Source organism: Streptomyces bauhiniae (assembly GCF_004784475.1).
Lineage (GTDB): Bacteria > Actinomycetota > Actinomycetes > Streptomycetales > Streptomycetaceae > Streptomyces > Streptomyces seoulensis.
Genome location: NZ_SRRT01000007.1, coordinates 184,830 through 203,232, shown reverse-complemented (window position 1 = coordinate 203,232; position 18,403 = coordinate 184,830). Strand labels below are relative to the sequence as shown.

The 18,403-nt window shown below is 71.9% G+C and carries 19 protein-coding genes and 1 tRNA gene; 9 read left to right on the top strand and 11 right to left on the bottom strand.

Annotated features, from left to right (window positions below):
* Positions 1 to 17: 17 nt before the first annotated feature.
* Positions 18 to 638, bottom strand: a complete 621-nt coding sequence (locus tag E5083_RS23590) for a flavin reductase family protein (RefSeq protein WP_135787705.1) — start codon at positions 636 to 638, stop codon at positions 18 to 20.
* A 73-nt stretch (positions 639 to 711) separates the two neighbouring features.
* Between E5083_RS23590 and E5083_RS31280 the strand changes: the two genes are divergently transcribed.
* On the top strand, positions 712 to 888 hold the full coding sequence (locus E5083_RS31280; RefSeq protein ID WP_086695572.1) for a hypothetical protein: 177 nt from the start codon (positions 712 to 714) through the stop codon (positions 886 to 888).
* 19 nt (positions 889 to 907) lie between these two features.
* Here E5083_RS31280 and mscL read toward each other — a convergent pair whose 3' ends face one another.
* From mscL to E5083_RS23560, 6 genes are all read right to left on the bottom strand, one after another.
* Entirely contained in the window at positions 908 to 1,450 is a 543-nt protein-coding gene (gene mscL, locus E5083_RS23585; RefSeq protein ID WP_244317635.1) for a large conductance mechanosensitive channel protein MscL, read from the bottom strand.
* Positions 1,451 to 1,570: 120 nt separating this feature from the next.
* Positions 1,571 to 2,164 (bottom strand): RcpC/CpaB family pilus assembly protein, encoded by a 594-nt coding sequence (locus E5083_RS23580; protein WP_135787704.1) that lies wholly within the window; start codon positions 2,162 to 2,164, stop codon positions 1,571 to 1,573.
* Between the two features lie 142 nt (positions 2,165 to 2,306).
* A complete protein-coding gene (locus tag E5083_RS23575; protein WP_135787703.1) occupies positions 2,307 to 3,140 on the bottom strand; it encodes an S-methyl-5'-thioadenosine phosphorylase in 834 nt (277 codons plus the stop codon).
* 108 nt (positions 3,141 to 3,248) lie between these two features.
* A complete protein-coding gene (locus E5083_RS23570) occupies positions 3,249 to 3,560 on the bottom strand; it encodes an FmdB family zinc ribbon protein (protein WP_135787702.1) in 312 nt (103 codons plus the stop codon).
* A 67-nt stretch (positions 3,561 to 3,627) separates the two neighbouring features.
* Positions 3,628 to 4,914 (bottom strand): MFS transporter, encoded by a 1,287-nt coding sequence (locus E5083_RS23565; protein WP_135787701.1) that lies wholly within the window; start codon positions 4,912 to 4,914, stop codon positions 3,628 to 3,630.
* A gap of 216 nt (positions 4,915 to 5,130) precedes the next feature.
* Positions 5,131 to 6,636 carry a potassium/proton antiporter gene (locus E5083_RS23560; protein ID WP_135787700.1) on the bottom strand — a complete coding sequence of 502 codons (1,506 nt, stop codon included), beginning with the start codon at positions 6,634 to 6,636 and terminating at the stop codon, positions 5,131 to 5,133.
* 269 nt (positions 6,637 to 6,905) lie between these two features.
* Here E5083_RS23560 and E5083_RS23555 point away from each other — a divergent pair, with 269 nt between their 5' ends.
* Positions 6,906 to 9,719, top strand: a complete 2,814-nt coding sequence (locus E5083_RS23555; RefSeq protein WP_135787699.1) for a penicillin acylase family protein — start codon at positions 6,906 to 6,908, stop codon at positions 9,717 to 9,719.
* 53 nt (positions 9,720 to 9,772) lie between these two features.
* Here E5083_RS23555 and E5083_RS23550 read toward each other — a convergent pair whose 3' ends face one another.
* Complete coding sequence (locus E5083_RS23550; protein WP_135787698.1) at positions 9,773 to 10,393, bottom strand: 5-formyltetrahydrofolate cyclo-ligase; 621 nt, start codon at positions 10,391 to 10,393, stop codon at positions 9,773 to 9,775.
* 92 nt (positions 10,394 to 10,485) lie between these two features.
* Between E5083_RS23550 and galU the strand changes: the two genes are divergently transcribed.
* The 7 genes from galU (at position 10,486) to E5083_RS23515 (ending at position 16,017) form a co-directional block, all read left to right on the top strand.
* A complete protein-coding gene (galU, locus tag E5083_RS23545) occupies positions 10,486 to 11,397 on the top strand; it encodes a UTP--glucose-1-phosphate uridylyltransferase GalU (protein WP_135787697.1) in 912 nt (303 codons plus the stop codon).
* The gene (gene glp, locus E5083_RS23540; protein ID WP_135787696.1) at positions 11,394 to 12,710 is read left to right on the top strand and encodes a molybdotransferase-like divisome protein Glp; all 1,317 of its coding nucleotides are present in this window, start codon (positions 11,394 to 11,396) and stop codon (positions 12,708 to 12,710) included. The genes galU and glp overlap by 4 nt, the downstream gene beginning before the upstream one ends.
* A 121-nt stretch (positions 12,711 to 12,831) precedes the next feature.
* Positions 12,832 to 13,311, top strand: coding sequence for a cyclic pyranopterin monophosphate synthase MoaC (gene moaC / locus E5083_RS23535; protein WP_030814523.1), 480 nt, complete (start codon positions 12,832 to 12,834; stop codon positions 13,309 to 13,311).
* A complete protein-coding gene (locus E5083_RS23530; protein WP_135787695.1) occupies positions 13,308 to 13,835 on the top strand; it encodes a MogA/MoaB family molybdenum cofactor biosynthesis protein in 528 nt (175 codons plus the stop codon). Before moaC ends, E5083_RS23530 begins: the two co-directional genes overlap by 4 nt.
* Before the next feature lie 17 nt (positions 13,836 to 13,852).
* Positions 13,853 to 14,485 carry a GNAT family N-acetyltransferase gene (locus tag E5083_RS23525; protein WP_135787694.1) on the top strand — a complete coding sequence of 211 codons (633 nt, stop codon included), beginning with the start codon at positions 13,853 to 13,855 and terminating at the stop codon, positions 14,483 to 14,485.
* Positions 14,486 to 14,668: 183 nt separating this feature from the next.
* Positions 14,669 to 15,874 (top strand): divisome protein SepX/GlpR, encoded by a 1,206-nt coding sequence (sepX, locus tag E5083_RS23520; protein ID WP_135787693.1) that lies wholly within the window; start codon positions 14,669 to 14,671, stop codon positions 15,872 to 15,874.
* 69 nt (positions 15,875 to 15,943) lie between these two features.
* A tRNA-Ala gene (locus E5083_RS23515) sits at positions 15,944 to 16,017 on the top strand.
* 79 nt (positions 16,018 to 16,096) lie between these two features.
* On the opposite strand, the gene E5083_RS23510 is transcribed toward E5083_RS23515, so the two are convergent.
* The 3 genes from E5083_RS23510 to E5083_RS23500 all read right to left on the bottom strand — a co-directional run bounded on the left by E5083_RS23510 (position 16,097) and on the right by E5083_RS23500 (position 18,318).
* Positions 16,097 to 16,597, bottom strand: coding sequence for a tetratricopeptide repeat protein (locus tag E5083_RS23510; RefSeq protein ID WP_135787692.1), 501 nt, complete (start codon positions 16,595 to 16,597; stop codon positions 16,097 to 16,099).
* Positions 16,598 to 16,616: 19 nt separating this feature from the next.
* Positions 16,617 to 17,231, bottom strand: coding sequence for a class F sortase (locus E5083_RS23505; protein ID WP_135787691.1), 615 nt, complete (start codon positions 17,229 to 17,231; stop codon positions 16,617 to 16,619).
* A gap of 76 nt (positions 17,232 to 17,307) precedes the next feature.
* On the bottom strand, positions 17,308 to 18,318 hold the full coding sequence (locus E5083_RS23500) for a hypothetical protein (RefSeq protein ID WP_135787690.1): 1,011 nt from the start codon (positions 18,316 to 18,318) through the stop codon (positions 17,308 to 17,310).
* Between the last annotated feature and the right edge of the window lie 85 nt (positions 18,319 to 18,403).

The following is an 18,403-nucleotide window of genomic DNA, read 5'->3' as shown; positions in this document are numbered from 1 at the left end:
TCTGTCCCACCCCCTCCTCAGCCGACACCGGCCGTACGCGGTGTCTCCGTGCGGTACGAGCTGCCCAGTTCCGGGCCCAGGCCGAAGTAGTGGCGGAAGTTGTAGATCAGGGGGCTCCAGGCGGCGGGGTCTATGTGGTGGGTGCCGGGGATCAGCAGGCCGGGGGCCGCGTGGACCTTGAGGACCGTCGTCTCGACGATGACGCAGTCGCCGGAGAGGTCGGGGCGGATGCGTTCGGCGCGGGCCTCCAGATGGAGGGGGCACTCGGCCGCGCGGGGTGGGCGGACGGTGTCGGAGGGCTCTTCGCGCAGGCCCGCCGCGGCGAACTTGGCCGGTTCGAACCGGCAGCCGGGCGCTTTCGTCGGGGGGACCGGGTCGCGGCCGGTCAGGGGGGCCAGGCGCTCCACCGCGGGCCACTGGTGCGGGGCGGGGAGGTTGATGACCAGGTCGGGGCGGGCGAGGAGGTTGCGCGCGGTCTGGCCGTCGCGGCCCAGGCCGAGGACGACCGTGCGGCCCAGCGCCCACGCCGAGGACATGGGGGCGAGGTTGAAGGTGCCGTCCTCGTTCTCCGTGGACAGCAGCACCACCGGGGTGCCGAAATAAAGGATGCTCGGCTCGATCGCCGTGTGGCTGCTCATGGGAGCGAGCCTAGGAACGGGACCGTTCGGCGGGCGCCGAAGTGTGCCGGGCGGCGGACCGTACCCTGGAGGCATGAGTGACGCCCCCGCACCCGAGCCGCGCGACCCCAAGGCCGCGCTCGTCTTCGACGACCCGCTGAACCAGCAGTCCTCGGACGACACCGACCGGGGGTGGGGCGAGCGTCCGGCCGGCGACAGCGCCGCCGACCTCAGGCGCTTCCTCGACGAGAAGCCGCCCCACCACCTCTGAACGGTACGGAGGGCTCCCGCTAGCGCACGTCCGGCCCGGCCGGGCGCTGCTGCTTGACCACCCCGTCCACGGTGCCCGTGCGCTGGGAGACCAGCAGGTCGCGGATGTCCTGGAGGACCTCCAGCTCGGTCACCGGGATCGGCTCCGGCTCGCTCTTGCCGGTGCGGGCCTGCTTGCGCGCCTCCTGGCGGGCCAGGTACTTCGACATCGGCAGGACCATCAGGAAGTACACCACCGCGGCGGTGATCACGAAGTTCAGCGCGGCACCGGCCACCGAGCCCCAGAGGATCTGCACGCCGCCCTCGGCGCTGCCGTCCGTCCCCGGCTTGCAGGGGTCCTTCAGGCAGTAGCTGTAGTGATCCAGGTTCTTCGTGCCGATCGCACCGACCAGCGGGTTGATGATGCCCTTCACCACCGAGTTCACGATGCTGGTGAAGGCGGCACCGATGACCACCGCGACCGCCAGGTCGATGACGTTGCCACGCATCAGGAAGGCTTTGAAGCCGTCCAGGATGCTGACCGCTTCCTTCTTCGCGTTCACCTCGGTGAGTCTCCTCGTCATGTACACAGGCTGGGGAACAGAGCGCTCCGCAACCTACGTCAAGGTGCGGCCACCCTGTCCAATCCCGTCGCTCGATCGAGCGACTTGACCGCACGCTTCCGGAAATGTTCCCGACAAGGCTCACCACAGCGTCACCGCCAGCCTGGCCATGGGATTCGCCCCCACCAGCCGAGCAGCCGTCGCACGAGGAACCGCCAGCACGACCAGCGCCCCCTCAGTGACGCTTCCCTCACCCGAGACGCGCTCAAGAGGCTCCGGCAGCCGGACCACCCGCGCCCCCCGCGCCAGCACCCGCGCCGACCCGCCACCCCCCGACGCCGACCGCTCCTCCGCCGCGACCACGTCCACCCGGTCACCGGGCCGCAGCAGCCGCACCGTGGCCGCATCCGCGATCCGCACCGGCGCCCGCACCAGCTCACCCGGCCCGTGCCCCCGTACCGGATCGGCGGCCGGATGCCCTCGGGGCCGCTCGGCGGACGGAGTGCCGCCGCCAGGGGAGCGGGGCCCGGCCGCGACCAGCGCAGCCGCCGTCACCGCAAGCCCCGCGGCGACCGCCCGGCCCCGGTACCGCGCCAGCCGGCCGGCAGGTCCGCCACCCCCTCGTACGCGCAGGGGTGGGAAGAAGGGGACCTCACGGGTCGCCGGGGCATCGGTCCCCAGCGGGCGTGGCACACGGAAAGCGGGAGCGGGGACGGTGTTCGGGTTCACGGACATCGGGATCACCACCTGTGACGAGGGAACGCTGTGCGATCCCCACGATGACCCGTCCTGCCGAACCCCGCCGGAGCCCGTGGACTACCCACCGGTTGTGGAAAACTCCGTCACCCGAACGAGAAGGCAGCCCCGCCCAACACAGCTACGGCAACGGAATCCCCGGCTCCATCCCGCCAAGCGCCCCCACACACAAACAGTCCCGCTCCCCGGTGCCCGGCAACCCCGCCACCACGTCGAACAGCACCCCCCGCAGCCGGTCCACATTCGCCGCGAACACCCGCAGCACCTCGTCGTGGGACACCCCCTCACCCGTCTCCGCGCCCGCGTCGAGATCGGTGACCAGGGTGAGCGAGGTGTAGCAGAGCTCCAGCTCACGGGCGAGGGCCGCCTCCGGATGCCCGGTCATCCCGACCACCGACCACCCCTGCGCCTGGTGCCACAGCGACTCGGCGCGGGTGGAGAAGCGCGGCCCCTCCACCACGACCAGCGTGCCGCCGTCGACCGGGGTCCAGTCCCGCCCACGGGCCGCCTTCAGCGCGACGCTCCGCCCGGTCGGGCAGTAGGGGTCGGCCAGCGACACATGCACCACGTTGGGCACTGTGCCGTCCGGCAGCGGGAGCCCGTCGAAAAAGGTCTGCTGGCGTGTCTTGGTGCGGTCGACCATCTGGTCCGGCACCAGCAGCGTGCCCGGCCCGTACTCCGGCCGCAGCCCGCCCACCGCGCACGGTCCGAGGACCTGCCGGACGCCCAGCGAACGCAGCGCCCACAGGTTGGCCCGGTAGTTGATGCGGTGCGGCGGAAGGTGGTGCCCGCGCCCGTGCCGGGGCAGGAAGGCCACCCGGCGACCCGCGACCTCGCCCACGAAGACGGAGTCGGAGGGCGCCCCGTAGGGGGTGTCCACCTGGACCTCGGTCACGTCGTCCAGGAACGAGTAGAAACCCGAGCCGCCGATTACGCCGATCTCTGCGTTCGCCATGCCCAGCACCCTAACGGGCCCCCGAAAGAGGCCACCAGGATCACCCGCGCGCACGCACGCCGAAGACCCCGCCGTCGGCTGACGGCAGGGTCAGGGAAAGCGGGGTTCTCAGGCGGCGGAGCCGGCCGAGGACGACGTCGAAGAAGACGACGACGAGGATGAGGAGGACGACGACGAAGACGAGGACTTCGAGTCCGATGACGACGAAGACGACTTCGCGGCCGGGCTGCTGCTCGACGACGCACCGCGCGAATCATTGCGGTAGAAGCCGGAGCCCTTGAAGACAATGCCGACGGCAGAGAACACCTTCTTCAAGGGGCCACCGCAGTTGGGGCACTCGGTCAGGGCGTCGTCGGTGAACTTCTGCACCGCCTCGAGGCCCTCGCCGCAGTCCTTGCACTGGTACTGGTAGGTCGGCACTGTCTTCCTCCTGGCACTCTCACTCAATGAGTGCTAACGATGCTCCATAGTGACGCATTCCCGTGGATCAGTCCACCGTGACCGGCTCGCGGTGACCGACGCCACGCGCCACGGTACGGTTCCGGGCCCGCGCCACCAGCAGGGAACGCAGGGCGAGAATCGTCGCCAGCGCCGGTACGGTCGCGGCCATCGGGACCAGGAACCCGGCGCCGTCCCACAGCCGGTCCTCCCATTGTCCCGCGACCGTGACGGCGGCCGCCTGGCCCAGCGCCACCGCGCCCGTCAGCCAGGTGAACGCCTCGGTCCGGGCGCCCGCCGGCACCAGGTCCTCGACCAGGGTGTACCCCGTGATCAGGGCGGGCGCGATGCACATGCCGACCAGCAGGCCCAGACCGGCCAGCAGCGGCACCGAGTGCACCGTCCACAGCGCGGAGGTGGTCAGCGCGAGCGCCGTGTACCCGACCATCAGTCGGCGCCGGGGCGACGACTTCCAGGCGACCGCGCCGCAGATCACCCCGGAGAGCATGTTTCCGGCGGCGAAGACGCCATAGAGGACGCCGTTCAGACCGGGCTCCCCGATGGACTCGGTGAACGCGGCCAGCGAGACCTGCATCCCGCCGAAGACGGCGCCGATGCCGAGGAACGTCACGATCAGCACCCGTACGCCGGGCACCCGGAGGGCGGACACGCGCGCGTGGACGGCGTCCTCCGTGTCCTCACCGCGCGGCGGCACCGGCGGCTGCGTACCCCGCTGGGCGGCGAACAGCAGGCCGCCGATCAGGGTCAGCGCGGCCTCCGTGACCAGTCCCGCAGACGGGGTGATGGCGGTGCACAGCGCGGTCGCCAGCAGCGGGCCGACGACGAAGGTCAGCTCGTCGGTGACCGACTCGAAGGCCGCCGCCGTGCTCATCAGCGGCGATCCCTTCAGCCGCGTGCCCCAGCGGGCCCGGACCATCGGGCCGACCTGGGGGACCGAGGCGCCGGTCGGCACCGCCGCCGCGAACAGCGCCCACAGAGGGGCGTGCGCCAGCGCGAGCGCCGTCAGGGTGAGCCCCGCCGCCGTGTGCAGGACGACACCGGGCATCAGTACCGCCCGCTGGCCGTACCGGTCCGCGAGACGGCCGCTGTACGGCGCGAACAGGGCCATGGAGACCCCGGTGACGGCCGCGGCGGCACCGGCGGCGCCGTACGAGCCGGTGGTGTGCCGCACCAGCAGCACGATGGAGATGGTGAGCATGGCGAACGGCTGACGTGCCGCGAAGCCGGGGACCAGGAAGGTCCACGCGCCCTTCGTGCGCAGCAATTGCCCGTAACCCGGACGCGCCGACCGCTCGGTGGTGACCGTGGATGCCACGGCCCGTGCCTCTCTTCCGCCTGGTAGCGCGCCCGTGCGGGGGGCACCGAGAGCCGTCCTCTTGCGCGCGGAACTGCGGTAGATACCGGTGGAAGGGTCCGGCCGCCATACGGTCGCGCCAGCTCTGCGTCAGACGAATCGGACAGAGTTGGTTCGATCAGATGCTTTGATCGTACAGGCGGCCCCGGCCGCCGGGACCTGTGAGAACCAGCACCCTCAGTGCCGGTGCTCCTTACTGCCGGTGCCCAGCCAGTCGGCCAGCTTGCCGCCCTGGGTGACCGCGCGCAGCCGGCGTTCGGCCTGGTCGCGGACCGGGTCGGTGGCGACCACCAGCAGCTCGTCACCGTGTCGCAGCACGGTCGTGGGGGAGGGTACGAACGACTTGCCGTCCCGGACGACCAGCGTGACGGCGGCGCCCGGCGGCAGCCGCAGCTCGCCCACCTCGACGCCGTGCATCCGGGAGTCGTCCGGGATGGTGAGCGAGAGCAGATGGCCGCGCAGCCGCTCCAGCGGCGCCGACTCGATGCCGAGGTCGGCCGCCTCGCCCTCCTCGCCGAGCCGCAGCTTACGGGCCAGCCAAGGCAGGGTCGGCCCCTGGATCAGGGTGTAGACGACGACCAGTACGAAGACGATGTTGAACAGCCGGCGGCTGCCCTCGACCCCGCTCACCATGGGGATGGTGGCCAGGATGATGGGGACCGCGCCGCGCAGCCCCGCCCAGGACATCAGCGCCTGCTCCTGCCATGGCACCCGGAACGGGGTCAGGCTCAGCACCACGCTCAGCGGACGGGCCGCCATGGTCAGCACCAGTCCGATGATCAGCGCGGGCACCACATCGTCGCCCAGCTCGTGCGGGGTCACCAGCAGGCCGAGCAGGACGAACATGCCGATCTGCGCGATCCAGCCCAGCCCCTCCGCGAACCCGCGCGTGGCCGGCCAGTGCGGCAGCTTGGCGTTGCCCAGCACCATGGAGGCCAGATAGACGGCGAGGAAGCCACTGCCGTGGGCCAGCGCGCCGGCCGCGTACGCGGTGACGGCGATGGCCATGACGGCAATCGGGTAGAGACCGGAGGCCGGCAGGGCGACGTGCTTGAGCCCCCAGGAGCCGAGGAAGCCCACCGCGAGACCCAGGGCGGCGCCGATGGCCAGCTCCAGCACGATCTCGGCCAGCAGGATGTACCAGTGCTCCACCGGACCGGCCTGGCAGAAGGCGACGACCAGGATGACCACCGGGGCGTCGTTGAAGCCGGACTCCGCCTCCAGCGTGCCCGTCACCCGCGAGGGGAGCGGGATCTTGCGCAGCACGGAGAACACCGCCGCCGCGTCCGTCGAGGACACCACCGCGCCGACGATGAACGCCTGCCGCCACTCCAGCCCGACCAGATAGTGCGCGCCCGCGGCCGTCGCGCCGACGCTCACCGCGACGCCCACCGTCGCCAGCACCGAGGCGGACGGCAGGGCCGGCCGCACTTCCTTCCACTTCGTGCCGAGACCGCCCTCGGCGAGGATCACGACCAGGGCGGCGTACCCGATGACCTGGGTCATCTCGGCGTTGTCGAAGTGGATGTTCCCCACGCCGTCGGAGCCCATGAGGACACCGATCCCGAGGTAGACGAGCAGGGTGGGGAGCCCGCTGCGCGAGGAGATCCGCACGGCCGCGACCGCGACCAGGAGGACGAGCGAGCAGGCGAGCAGGAGCTGGTTGAGGTGGTGGACAGTCAGCGGCGCATCCCTTCATTGGCCCGCGCGGGGGCGCACGTGGGCTCGCGTACACAAGACACCGAGGGGCGGCGGACCGCACCCGACTACTTCGTTACCTTACCTAACTCTTGACGCTTCCTTGACGCTCGGGTTGGCAAGATCGAACGCCCGTGCCCGCTGGTTCCCGACTCCGCGTCAAGTGGTTCCGGGGCCTGCGCCTATGGTTGCTCCAGCGCTCATTCAAAGTCACAGCCCCGCCTGCCGCTCGCGTGAGGACAGCAAGGACAGCGATGCCCCCCAACACCACCGCCACATCGGGTGACAAGCCCGGCACGTCCGGCAGGAAGAAGGGGCGCAAAGCCCGACTTGTCGTGATTCTGCTGGTCCTGGCCCTCATCGGAGGCATAGCCTTCGGGGCGTTCTGGTCCATCAGCACGGTGCGTGCTTCCTTCCCGCAGACCAAGGGATCGGTCACGCTCGAGGGCCTCTCCGGCCCCGTCGACGTCAAGCGCGACGGCTACGGCATCCCGCAGATCTACGCCTCCTCCGACGCCGACCTGTTCATGGCCCAGGGCTACGTGCAGGCACAGGACCGGTTCTACGAGATGGACGTGCGCCGCCATCTCACCTCCGGCCGCCTGTCGGAGATGTTCGGCAAGAGCCAGGTCAAGAACGACGCGTTCCTGCGCACCCTGGGCTGGGACCGGGTGGCGAAGCAGGAGTACGACACCAAGCTGTCGGCCTCCGCGAAGCAGTACCTCCAGGCGTACGCCAAGGGTGTCAACGCCTACCTCAAGGGCAAGGACGGCCAGGACATCTCCCTGGAGTACGCGGCCCTCGGCTTCACCAACGACTACAAGCCCGCCGAGTGGACCCCGGTCGACTCCGTCGCGTGGCTGAAGGCGATGGCCTGGGACCTGCGCGGCAACATGCGCGACGAGACCGACCGCGCCCTGATGACCAGCCGCCTGACCCCGCAGCAGATCCGCGAGCTGTACCCGGACTACCCCTACGACCGGAACAAGCCGATCGTGCGCGAGGGCCAGTACAGCGCGCTCAGCAAGACCTTCCAGCAGGACGGCGCCCCGTCGGGGACGAGCACCGGCACCAGCACGGGCTCCCAGGGCTCGACCGGCACGACGGGCAACACCGGCACAGGCACCGGCACCCAGGGCACGACCGGCGGCACCGCAGGTACCGGCACCGGCCTCACCGGCCAGCTCACCGGCCTCACCAAGGTCCTCGACGACCTCCCCACCGCCGTCGGCGTCAACGGCCAGGGCATCGGCTCCAACTCCTGGGTCGTCTCCGGCGCCCACACCATCACCGGCAAGCCGCTGCTCGCCAACGACCCGCACCTCTCCGCCTCGCTGCCCTCGGTCTGGTACCAGATGGGCCTGCACTGCCGGAGCATCTCCAGCAAGTGCCAGTACGACGTGGCGGGCTACACCTTCGCGGGCATGCCCGGTGTGGTCATCGGCCACAACGGCAAGATCGCCTGGGGCATGACCAACTCCGGCGTGGACGTCAGCGACCTCTACCTGGAGAAGATCTCCGGCGACGGCTACCTCTCCGACGGCAAGGTCCGCCCCTTCCGCACCCGCGAGGAGACCATCAAGGTCGCCGGGGGCGCGTCCAAGAAGATCGTCGTACGCCAGACCGCCGACGGCATGCCGCTGCTCTCCGACCGCGACGACGAGCTGGTGGAGGTCGGCCGCAAGGCCGGCGTCGACACCGCCGCCCCCGACCGCGGCGACGGCTACGGCATCGCGCTGCGCTGGACCGCGCTCGACCCCGGCACCTCCATGGACGCGGTGTTCGCCATGGACAAGGCGTCCGACTGGACCGGCTTCCGCAAGGCCGCCGCGCTCTTCGACGTGCCGTCCCAGAACCTGATCTACGCCGACTCCGAGAACATCGGCTACACCCTGCCGGGCAAGATCCCCACCCGCGCCGCGGGCGACGACGGCTCGGTGCCCGCGCCGGGCTGGGACTCCAAGTACCGCTGGACCGGCTTCCTGGACCAGGACGAGCTGCCCTACGAGTACAACCCGAAGCGCGGCTACATCGTCACCGCCAACCAGGCCGTGGTCGACAAGGACGCGTACCCGTACACCCTGACCACCGACTGGGGCTACGGCACCCGCAGCCAGCGCATCGCCGATCTGATCGAGTCCAAGATCAAGGACGGCGGCAAGGTCTCCACCGACGACATGCGCCAGATGCAGCTCGACAACAGCAGCGAGATCGCCAAGCTGCTGGTGCCCAAGCTGCTCAAGCTGGACCTGGACGACCCCGAGGTCCGCAAGGCGCAGAAGCTGCTGGAGGGCTGGGACTACACCCAGGATGCCGACTCGGCCGCGGCCGCCTACTTCAACGCCGTGTGGCGCAACATCCTCAAGCTCGGCTTCGGCGACAAGCTCCCCAAGGAGCTGCGCGCCAAGAACCAGTGCCTGTGGGTGGAGCGCGCGGGCAGCACCGGTCCGCTGGACGACCGGAGCAAGGTCCGCGAGTGCGGTCAGCGGGACGCCGACCAGGCGCAGCCGGACGGCGGCGACCGCTGGTTCGAGGTCGTGCGCACGCTCATGGACAAGCCGGACAGCCAGTGGTGGCAGGCGCCCAAGTCGGGCAACCGCCCGGCCGCTCACAACCGCGACGAGCTGTTCACCCGCGCCATGATCGACGCCCGCTGGGAGCTGACCGCCAAGCTCGGCAAGGACATCGACACCTGGAGCTGGGGCCGGCTGCACCGGCTGTTCCTCAAGAACCAGACCCTCGGCCTCGAGGGCCCGGAGCTGCTCCAGTACGCGCTCAACCGCGGCCCCTGGAAGCTCAGCGGCGGCGAGGCCACGGTCAACGCCACCGGCTGGAACGCCGCCGGGGGCTACGGGGTGGTGTGGGTGCCGTCCATGCGGATGGTCGTCAACCTGGCCGACCTCGACAAGTCCCGCTGGATCAACCTCAGCGGCGCCTCGGGACACGCCTTCAACGCCCACTACACCGACCAGACCGACAAGTGGGCCGACGGCGATCTGCTGCCCTGGTCCTTCTCGGCCGAGTCGGTCGACGGCAGCACGAAGGACACGCTGAACCTGCGGCCGTAAGCCCGTACGAAGCTGAAGGCCCTCCACGCGCGCGTGGAGGGCCTTCTCGCGTATCAGGGGCGTGCGAAACGGCGTACCCCGGCCGGCGTCACCACGGCGTGCACCGGGCGGTCGTGCGCCTCGGCGGGCACGCGTGCCACCACCTCCGTGTCGTACAGCAGCACCACGAGCGCCGGACGCGCGCCCGCGCGCTCCAGGCGCGCGAGCACCCGGTCGTACGACCCCCCGCCCCGCCCCAGCCGCATCCCGCGCCCGTCCACCGCGAGGCCCGGCAGCAGCACCACGTCCGCCTCCGTCACCGCGTCGGGCCCGAGGCGCGGCCCGGCGGGCTCGGCCAGCTCCATCCGGCCGCCGTACCGGACCACCGTCAGCGAGCCGGGTCCGGTGTAGGGGCCCCAGTCGAGGTCGTCGTCGGGGAGCAGTACCGGGAGCAACACGCGGGTGCCGCGCTCGCGCAGCGCCTCCAGGAGGGCGGCCGTGCCGGGTTCGGTGCCGACCGAGACATAGGCGGCGACCGTGCGGGCGGCGGCGAGTTCGGGCAGGGCGAGGGCGTGCGCGGCGAGGGCCCGCTCATGGGCGAGAAGGTCCTCCTCGCTCAACCCCCTTCTATTCGCCAGGAGTTCACGCCGTAGCCCCCTCTTCGCGGGGTCCTTCGCACGTTCGTCGGATTCCACCTGTGGCCGCCTCCATTTCGGTCCGCGATTATCACGCTCACCTAAGCGGAGCAGGGGATTTCCCCCTAAGGACACCGGTTAGAGTGGCGCGCATGACTGAGTTGCACCCGAGGATCAGCAAGGCTGTCATTCCGGCAGCCGGGCTGGGTACCCGCTTTCTGCCCGCGACCAAGGCGACGCCCAAGGAGATGTTGCCGGTCGTGGACAAGCCGGCCATCCAGTACGTGGTCGAGGAGGCGGTGACGGCGGGCCTCGAGGACGTCCTCATGGTCACCGGACGCAACAAGCGTCCGCTGGAGGACCACTTCGACCGCAACTACGAGCTGGAATCGGCGCTCGGCAAGAAGGGCGACGCCGACCGCCTCGCCAAGGTCCAGGAGTCCAGCGACCTGGCGACCATGCACTACGTCCGCCAGGGCGACCCCCGCGGCCTCGGCCACGCCGTGCTGTGCGCCGCCCCGCACGTCGGCAACGAGCCCTTCGCGGTCCTCCTCGGCGACGACCTGATCGACCCCCGCGACCCCCTGCTCCAGCGCATGATCGAGGTTCAGGAGCAGCACGGCGGCAGCGTGATCGCCCTGATGGAGGTCGCCCCCGAGCAGATCCACCTCTACGGCTGCGCCGCCGTGGAGGGCACCGAGGACGGCGACGTCGTCAAGGTGACCGGCCTGGTCGAGAAGCCGGACCCGGCGGACGCCCCGTCGAACTACGCGATCATCGGCCGCTACGTCCTCGACCCGCACGTCTTCGACATACTGCGCAAGACCGAGCCCGGCCGGGGCGGCGAGATCCAGCTCACCGACGCCCTCCAGCAGCTCGCGGAGGACGAGAAGGTCGGCGGTCCGGTGCACGGCGTCGTCTTCAAGGGCCGCCGCTATGACACCGGCGACCGTGCCGACTACCTGCGTGCCATTGTCCGTCTCGCGTGCGAACGTGAGGACCTGGGCCCGGACTTCAGGACCTGGCTGCGCAGTTTCGTCGCCGAGGAGATGCAGGAACGTTGAGCACCGCCGCGAACCGTCCCGTCGGACCGGACCACGTGTGGTCGGTGGACGAGCACCTGGAGGACATTCTCAGCACCGTCCGCCCGCTCGACCCCATCGAGCTGCAGCTCCCCGACGCGCAGGGCTGTGCGCTGGTCGACGACGTCATGGTGCCGGTGTCCCTGCCGCCCTTCGACAACAGCTCCATGGACGGTTACGCGGTACGGGTCGCGGACGTGACCGGTGCGAGCGAGGAGTACCCGGCGGTCCTGGACGTGGTCGGTGACGTCGCCGCCGGTGACGCCGCCCCGGTCCAGGTCGGCCCCGGCCAGGCCGCGCGCATCATGACCGGCGCCCCGCTGCCGCCCGGTGCCGAGGCCGTCGTCCCCGTCGAGTGGACGGACGCCGGGCTCGGCGGCGGCCCGGCGAGCGGGATGCGCGCCCGCGCCCAGGCGCCCGAGGGCGCCGAGGGCCAGGTCCGGATCTTCCGGCCCGCCGAGACGGGGGCCCATGTCCGGCCCAGCGGCAGCGATGTGCGCGCCGGTGACCGGGCGCTCGCCGCGGGCACGGTCCTCGGGCCGTCCCAGATCGCGCTGCTCGCCGCGATCGGCCGGGGCACGGTCCGGGTGCGGCCGCGTCCGCGCGTCGTCGTGATGTCCACCGGCAGTGAACTCGTCCAGCCGGGCGAGCCGTTGGCGCACGGGCAGATCTTCGACTCCAACAGCTTCGCCCTCACCGCCGCCGCCCGGGACGCGGGTGCCATCGCCTACCGGGTCGGCGCGGTCGCGGACGACGCGGACGTGCTGCGCTCCACCATCGAGGACCAGTTGGTCCGCGCCGACCTGCTGGTCACCACCGGCGGGGTCAGCGTCGGCGCGTACGACGTGGTCAAGGAGGCGCTCACCGAGGTCGGCGAGGAGGAGGGCGGCGGGGTCGACTTCCGCAAGCTCGCCATGCAGCCCGGCAAGCCCCAGGGCTTCGGCGCGGTGGGCCCCGACCACACCCCGCTGCTGGCCCTGCCCGGCAACCCGGTGTCGTCGTACGTCTCCTTCGAGCTGTTCGTACGCCCCGCCATCCGCGCCCTGATGGGCCTCCCCGAGGTCCACCGGCCGCGCACGCGGGCCACCCTCACGGTGGACGGGCCGCTGCGCTCGCCCGAGGGCCGCCGCCAGTTCCTGCGCGGCAACTACGAGGACGGCGAGGTCACCCCCGTGGGTGGCAGCGGCTCCCATCTGATCGCCGCGCTGGCCCACGCCAACGCGCTGATCGTGCTCCCCGAGGACGTGACGGAGGCGGAGCCCGGCACCGAGGTCGAGGTCGTCCTGCTCGGCTGAGCGCGGGGCCGGGAGAGGGTCCCGGCCCGGTGCCCGAGCCGACTTGGCGGTACCGTGGCGCGCACAGGAGGCCCGCGCATCGCCCGCGCCGGCGGGCCGCGAACGGGAAGCACCGCACACCATGAGTACGCACGACCGACTGACGCACATCGACGAGGCGGGCGCGGCCCGCATGGTCGACGTATCCGGGAAGGAAGTGACCGCGCGCACCGCCCGTGCCAGTGGCCGGGTGCTCGTGTCCCCGCGCGTGGTCGAGCTGCTGCGCGGCGAGGGAGTGCCCAAGGGCGACGCCCTGGCCACCGCCCGGATCGCGGGCATCATGGGCGCCAAGCGCACCCCGGACCTCATCCCGCTGTGCCACCCGCTGTCGGTGTCCGGTGTGACGCTGGACCTCGCGGTCACGGACGAGGGCGTGGAGATCCTGGCCACCGTGAAGACCACCGACCGCACCGGTGTGGAGATGGAGGCGCTCACCGCCGTGTCCGTCGCCGCGCTCACCGTGGTCGACATGGTGAAGGCGGTCGACAAGGGCGCCGTCATCACCGACGTGCGGGTGGAGGAGAAGACGGGCGGCAAGTCCGGCCACTGGAGCCGGGCGTGACCGGCACCCCGTACCGCGCGCTGGTCGTCACCGCCTCCAACCGCGCCTCCGCCGGGGTCTACGCCGACAAGGGCGGCCCCGCCGTCGCCGAGGGCCTCACCCGCCTCGGCTTCGCCGTGGACGGCCCCCAGGTCGTCCCGGACGGCGACCCGGTCGAGGCCGCCCTGCGCGCGGCCGTGGCGGCCGGGTACGACGCGGTCGTGACCACCGGCGGCACCGGCATCTCGCCCACCGACCGCACCCCCGAGGCGACCCGCGCGGTCCTGGAGTACGAGGTACCGGGCATCGCCGAGGCGATCCGGGCGTACGGGCGCGAGAAGGTGCCCACCGCCGCGCTCTCGCGGGGTCTGGCCGGGGTCGCGGGCGGCACGCTGATCGTGAACCTGCCCGGTTCCAGCGGCGGGGTCCGCGATGGGCTCGCCGTGCTGGAGCCGCTGCTGACGCACGCCGTCGACCAGATCCGCGGCGGCGACCACCCCCGGCCCGACGCACCGGGCCACACCGGCGCCGGGGGTGCGAGCTGACCGGCAGAGCCTGGCCCGTGGTGCTGGTGGACGGCGATGTCGTCCTGCGGCCGATAAGGGTGCGCGACCAGCGCGCCTGGCGCGAGGTCAACCGGCGCAACCGGGACTGGCTGCGCCCCTGGGAGGCGACCATCCCGCCGCCCACCCCGACCGGGCCGATCACGCACCGGCCCACCTACCGGCAGATGATCCGGCACCTGCGCTCCGAGGCGACGGCGGGCCGGATGCTGCCGTTCGTCATCGAGTACCAGGGGCGCCTGGTCGGCCAGCTCACGGTCGCCGGGATCACCTGGGGCTCCATGTGCTCCGGGCACATCGGCTACTGGGTGGACCAGTCGGTCGCCGGGCGCGGGGTGATGCCGACCGCCGTGGCGCTCGTCTCCGACCACTGCTTCCGCGCGGTGGGGCTGCACCGGATCGAGGTCTGCATCCGCCCGGAGAACCGGCCCAGCCGGCGCGTGGTGGAGAAGCTCGGCTTCCGCGAGGAGGGCCTGCGGCCGCGCTATCTGCACATCGACGGCGCCTGGCGGGACCACATGGTCTACGCGCTCACCGCCGAGGAGGTCCCCGACGGCCTGGTCGACCGCTGGCGGCGCACCCGCGCGGGGCGGCCCGGACAGCCGGGGAATGCGAACAGCACCGGGAATTGAATATCTGTTCGAATTAATGCCCGAGGCGACCATCTCGGTACCGTCTCCGGGCATTCAATTCCCCCCTTCGACGGTCCGCTGATCGCATCGGTCGCAAAAAAAGCTGGAAATATCAGCCAGATCGTGCGACACACCGGCTCAATTGGCGGATGGCCCCGAGCAAACCCCTCTACCGTGTGAGTCGTGAGCAGCAGCGGCCTCATCTACGCAGTCATCGTCGGGGCCTGGGCCGCCTACTTGGTGCCGATGTGGCTCCGTAGGCAGGACGAGCTGAACGAGGCCCGTCCGACGGAACGCTTCAGCACCGCCATCCGGCTGCTGTCCGGAAGGGCGGGAATGGAGCGCCGGTACGCCAAGGACCTGCGGGCGCGCTCCACCCAGGAGGGGGAGCCGGACGCCGGTGACCCGGACGTCGCCACCGACTCGGTGGACGTCCGGGACTTCGCCGTGCCTCCGACGCGCCGTCAGGTCCGGGCGGACACCGAGCCCGAGCGGCAGGTGCGGGCGGAAGCCCCGCGCGACCAGGCGGCCCCCGCGGCCTCCAAGTCGCCCTCCGCGCAGGCGCATCCGTCCCGCCCCGCCCAGGCGCCCGAACCCGAACACGTCCCCGCCCGGCGCACGCCGTCGGCGCAGGCGGCCGCGGCGCGCGCCCAGCGCACGAAGGTGCTCGCCCGCAGACGGCGCACCACCGTGCTGCTGTTCCTCGCCTTCACCGTCGGCGCGATCGCCGCCGCCGTGGGGGGCCTCGCCCTCCTCTGGGTGCCCGCCGTGCCGGCCGTGCTGCTCAGCGCGTACATCGGCTATCTGCGCCGGCAGGAACGGCGCCGGTTCGCCTTCCAGATGGACCGCAGGAGCGCCGAGGACGCGGCCGCCCGGCTGCGGGAGCGGGCCCGCCAGCCGCGCCGCCGCGCGGCCGCCGAGGCGGCCGTCGTCGCCGACGAGCCGGAGGAGGGAACGGGGCCGCACACCGACCCCGCTCTGTCCGCCGCCCTCGCCGCCGACCGGCGCGCCCTGGTCGAGCAGACCGACCACGCCGAGTGGGTCGACCAGCAGCGCGAACGGCAGCGCCGCCCCGGCCACGGCGAGAGCTGGGACCCGGTGCCGGTGCCGCTGCCCACGTACGTGACCGCGCCGGTCGCCCCGCGCGCCACCGCCGACGTGGACCTGGGCGCCCCCGGCACCTGGAGCTCGGCCCGCTCCAGCGCCGTCACCCCGGAGCAGCGTCCCGAGGTCCCGGCGGCCGAACCGGCACCGGACGGGGAGCGCCCGGAGGACGCGCGGGGCGACGCCCGGCGCAGCGCCTCCGCCCGCCGCTCCCGCGAGCGCGGCCGCACCCCGCTGTTCGACCAGTACGAGGACGGCGACCGGCCGCGCGCCGCCAACGAGTGAGCCTCTGACCAGTCCCGGAGCGGATTTCCGAGCACGCCGATCGGGATGCTAGAGTTTCACTCGTTGCAAGGGCCTGTGGCGCAGTCCGGTAGCGCACCTCGTTCGCATCGAGGGGGCCAGGGGTTCAAATCCCCTCAGGTCCACGTAACGCTCCTCCCGAGTTAGCTCGGGAAGGGTTCACGAGACCCCGTCCGATCTTCTGATCGGACGGGGTCTCGTCGTTTAGGCCGGTTCGATCACGGCGTCCGCGTATCGCGCGACGGAGATCCGGTAGGCCGGGAGGTGGGGTGCCAGGGCGCCCAGGGCGAGGGCGGCTGCCTCGCGTTCGCGGCCGAGGTCGATGAGGGCCAGGGCGAGGAACGCGGTGAGCGCGTCGTCCAGGTGGTCCGAGGTGCGGTCGCGCTCCGCGAGCAACAGGTCGGCCGCCGCCTCCGGTTGGCCGAGCGTGCGCAGGGTGCTGGCCAACTGGATGACGGCCTGGCGTCGGCGGTCGTCGGGCAGGCCGGGGTCCAGAGCCCGGCGGTAGAGGGGAACGGCGTCCTCGCCGAGGTCGGTGGCGTCGTGGGCGGAGGCGAGTTCGTAGGCGGCCACAGGGTGGTCCGGGGGCAGTTCGGCGGCCAACGCGGCCATCCGGGAACGGAATTGGGCCGCGTCCACCTCCTCGAAGGCGTCCCACAGGGCCGTGCACCGCTGTTCCCACTCCGGTGTGGTGTTCGGGGTCATCGGGTCAGCCTCGCACCGGTCAGCCCTTGGCGGGGACCAGGTCGGCGTAGACGATGATGTTGTCCGGGCGGTGGCCGTTCTCGATGGCTCCGCCGCAGGTGATCAGGCGGAGTTCGGGGCGGGTCGTGTCGCCGTAGACCTTGTCGGTGGGGAAGGCGTCCTTGTCGACCTGCTCGACCGTGCGGACGGAGAAGACGGCGGAGGAGCCGTCGGCGCGGGCGACGGTGATCCGGGCGCCCTGCTTGATCCTCCCCACGTTCCGCAGCACGGCCGGGCCCTTCACGGTGTCGTAGTGGCCGATCAGGACGGCGGGGCCGGTCTCGCCGGGGGTGACGCCCTTGGAGTACCAGCCGATCCGGTCGGCCTGCGCGACGGAGGGAACCTCCACCGTGCCGTCGGCGGCCAGGCCCAGCTTCAGGATGGGGCCGGTGTCGACGCCCGCCGAGGGGATTGTGACCCGGACCGGGAGCGAACGGCCCATGGGTGCCGCCGACTTGGCGGGTGCGGCGGCTGGGGTGGAGACGGGGCGAGGTGGAGGCGGGGCGGCGTGCCCGGTGCTGTCCTGCGTGCCGCAGGCGGCCAGGGCGAGGCCGAGCGCGAGGGTGAGCGTGGCGGTCGTGACACGGCGCTGCATCAGGCTGACTCCAGACGGAACGACGGGTGCGGGCCACCGCTTGAGGCGGCGGGCCCGCACCCGTGGGGACGACGTTTCAGCGGCCGGCGACCGAGGTGCCGCGACGGCGCAGGACGACGAAGCCGATGCCCGCGGCCCCGGCTGCGGCGGCCCCGCCGACCGCCATCAGCACGGGGGCGTCGCTGTCCTGCGTGCTTTCGTAACCGGCCGCGACGCTGCCCTTGGGTACGACGGTCGTCTGGCTGGTCGAGGTGGTGCCGGTGGAGCCCGCCGAACCCGTGGAGGTGGTCGGGTAGACGAAGCTGCAGCCCTTGGGGAGCTGCGGGAAGTCCTGGACGGACGCCGGGTGGCCGCCGCCCTCCATGTTGGTGCGCAGACGCGGGTGGGTGCTGTTCGGGCCGAGGATCTCGGCCAGGAAGCCCGCGCTCGCCGGCAGCTTCGGGTGCAGACGGTTCAGGGTGTACGGCAGCAGCTTGGTCTCGCCGGCGCCCCGGAACTGCACCGAGGGACCCGACGGGCTGATGGTCACCAGCGCCTCCGTGCCGGCGCCGATGTTCCGGGTCACGGTGACGACGCAGCGGACCGGGGTGACGGGACCCTGGCCGCCGTTGCCGATGTACTCGTCGGCGGAGGTCATGCTGCCGTCCGCGCGCAGGGTCACCTTGATGCCGTTGAAGACCTTCATCTGCTGGGCGCCGAAGCTGCCGCCGGCGCGCAGCTCGCCGAGGGTCTTGCCCTTGAATATGACGGTGGCCGAGTAGTAGCCGCCCTGGTCGGTGTGCTTGTAGACCTTGGCCGTCAGATCGCCCTTCAGCGCGACGGTCTTCGTCAGGACCGGGCCCTGCTGCCCCTCGGGCTCCTCGGACGCGGTGGGGGTGGCGGGCGTGCTGGGCTTGGTGGTCGAGGTCGGCGTGCCGACCTCGGTGCCCGGCGTGCCGCTCGGGGCCGTGGTGGCGGCCTGCGGGCTCGCCGTCCCGCCGTCCGCGGCGAACGCGGCACCGGCCGGCAGCAGGACGGTGGCGGTGAGGGAGGCGGCGACGAAAGCGGCGCGGACGGCGGAGTTGCGTCGGAAACCGAGCGAAGACATGAAGGACTCCAGAAGGTGTGAAAGAACCCGATGATGAGGAGGGGGAGTCGCATCCGCTCGCACTGTCAGGTGGGGCCGAAAGGCG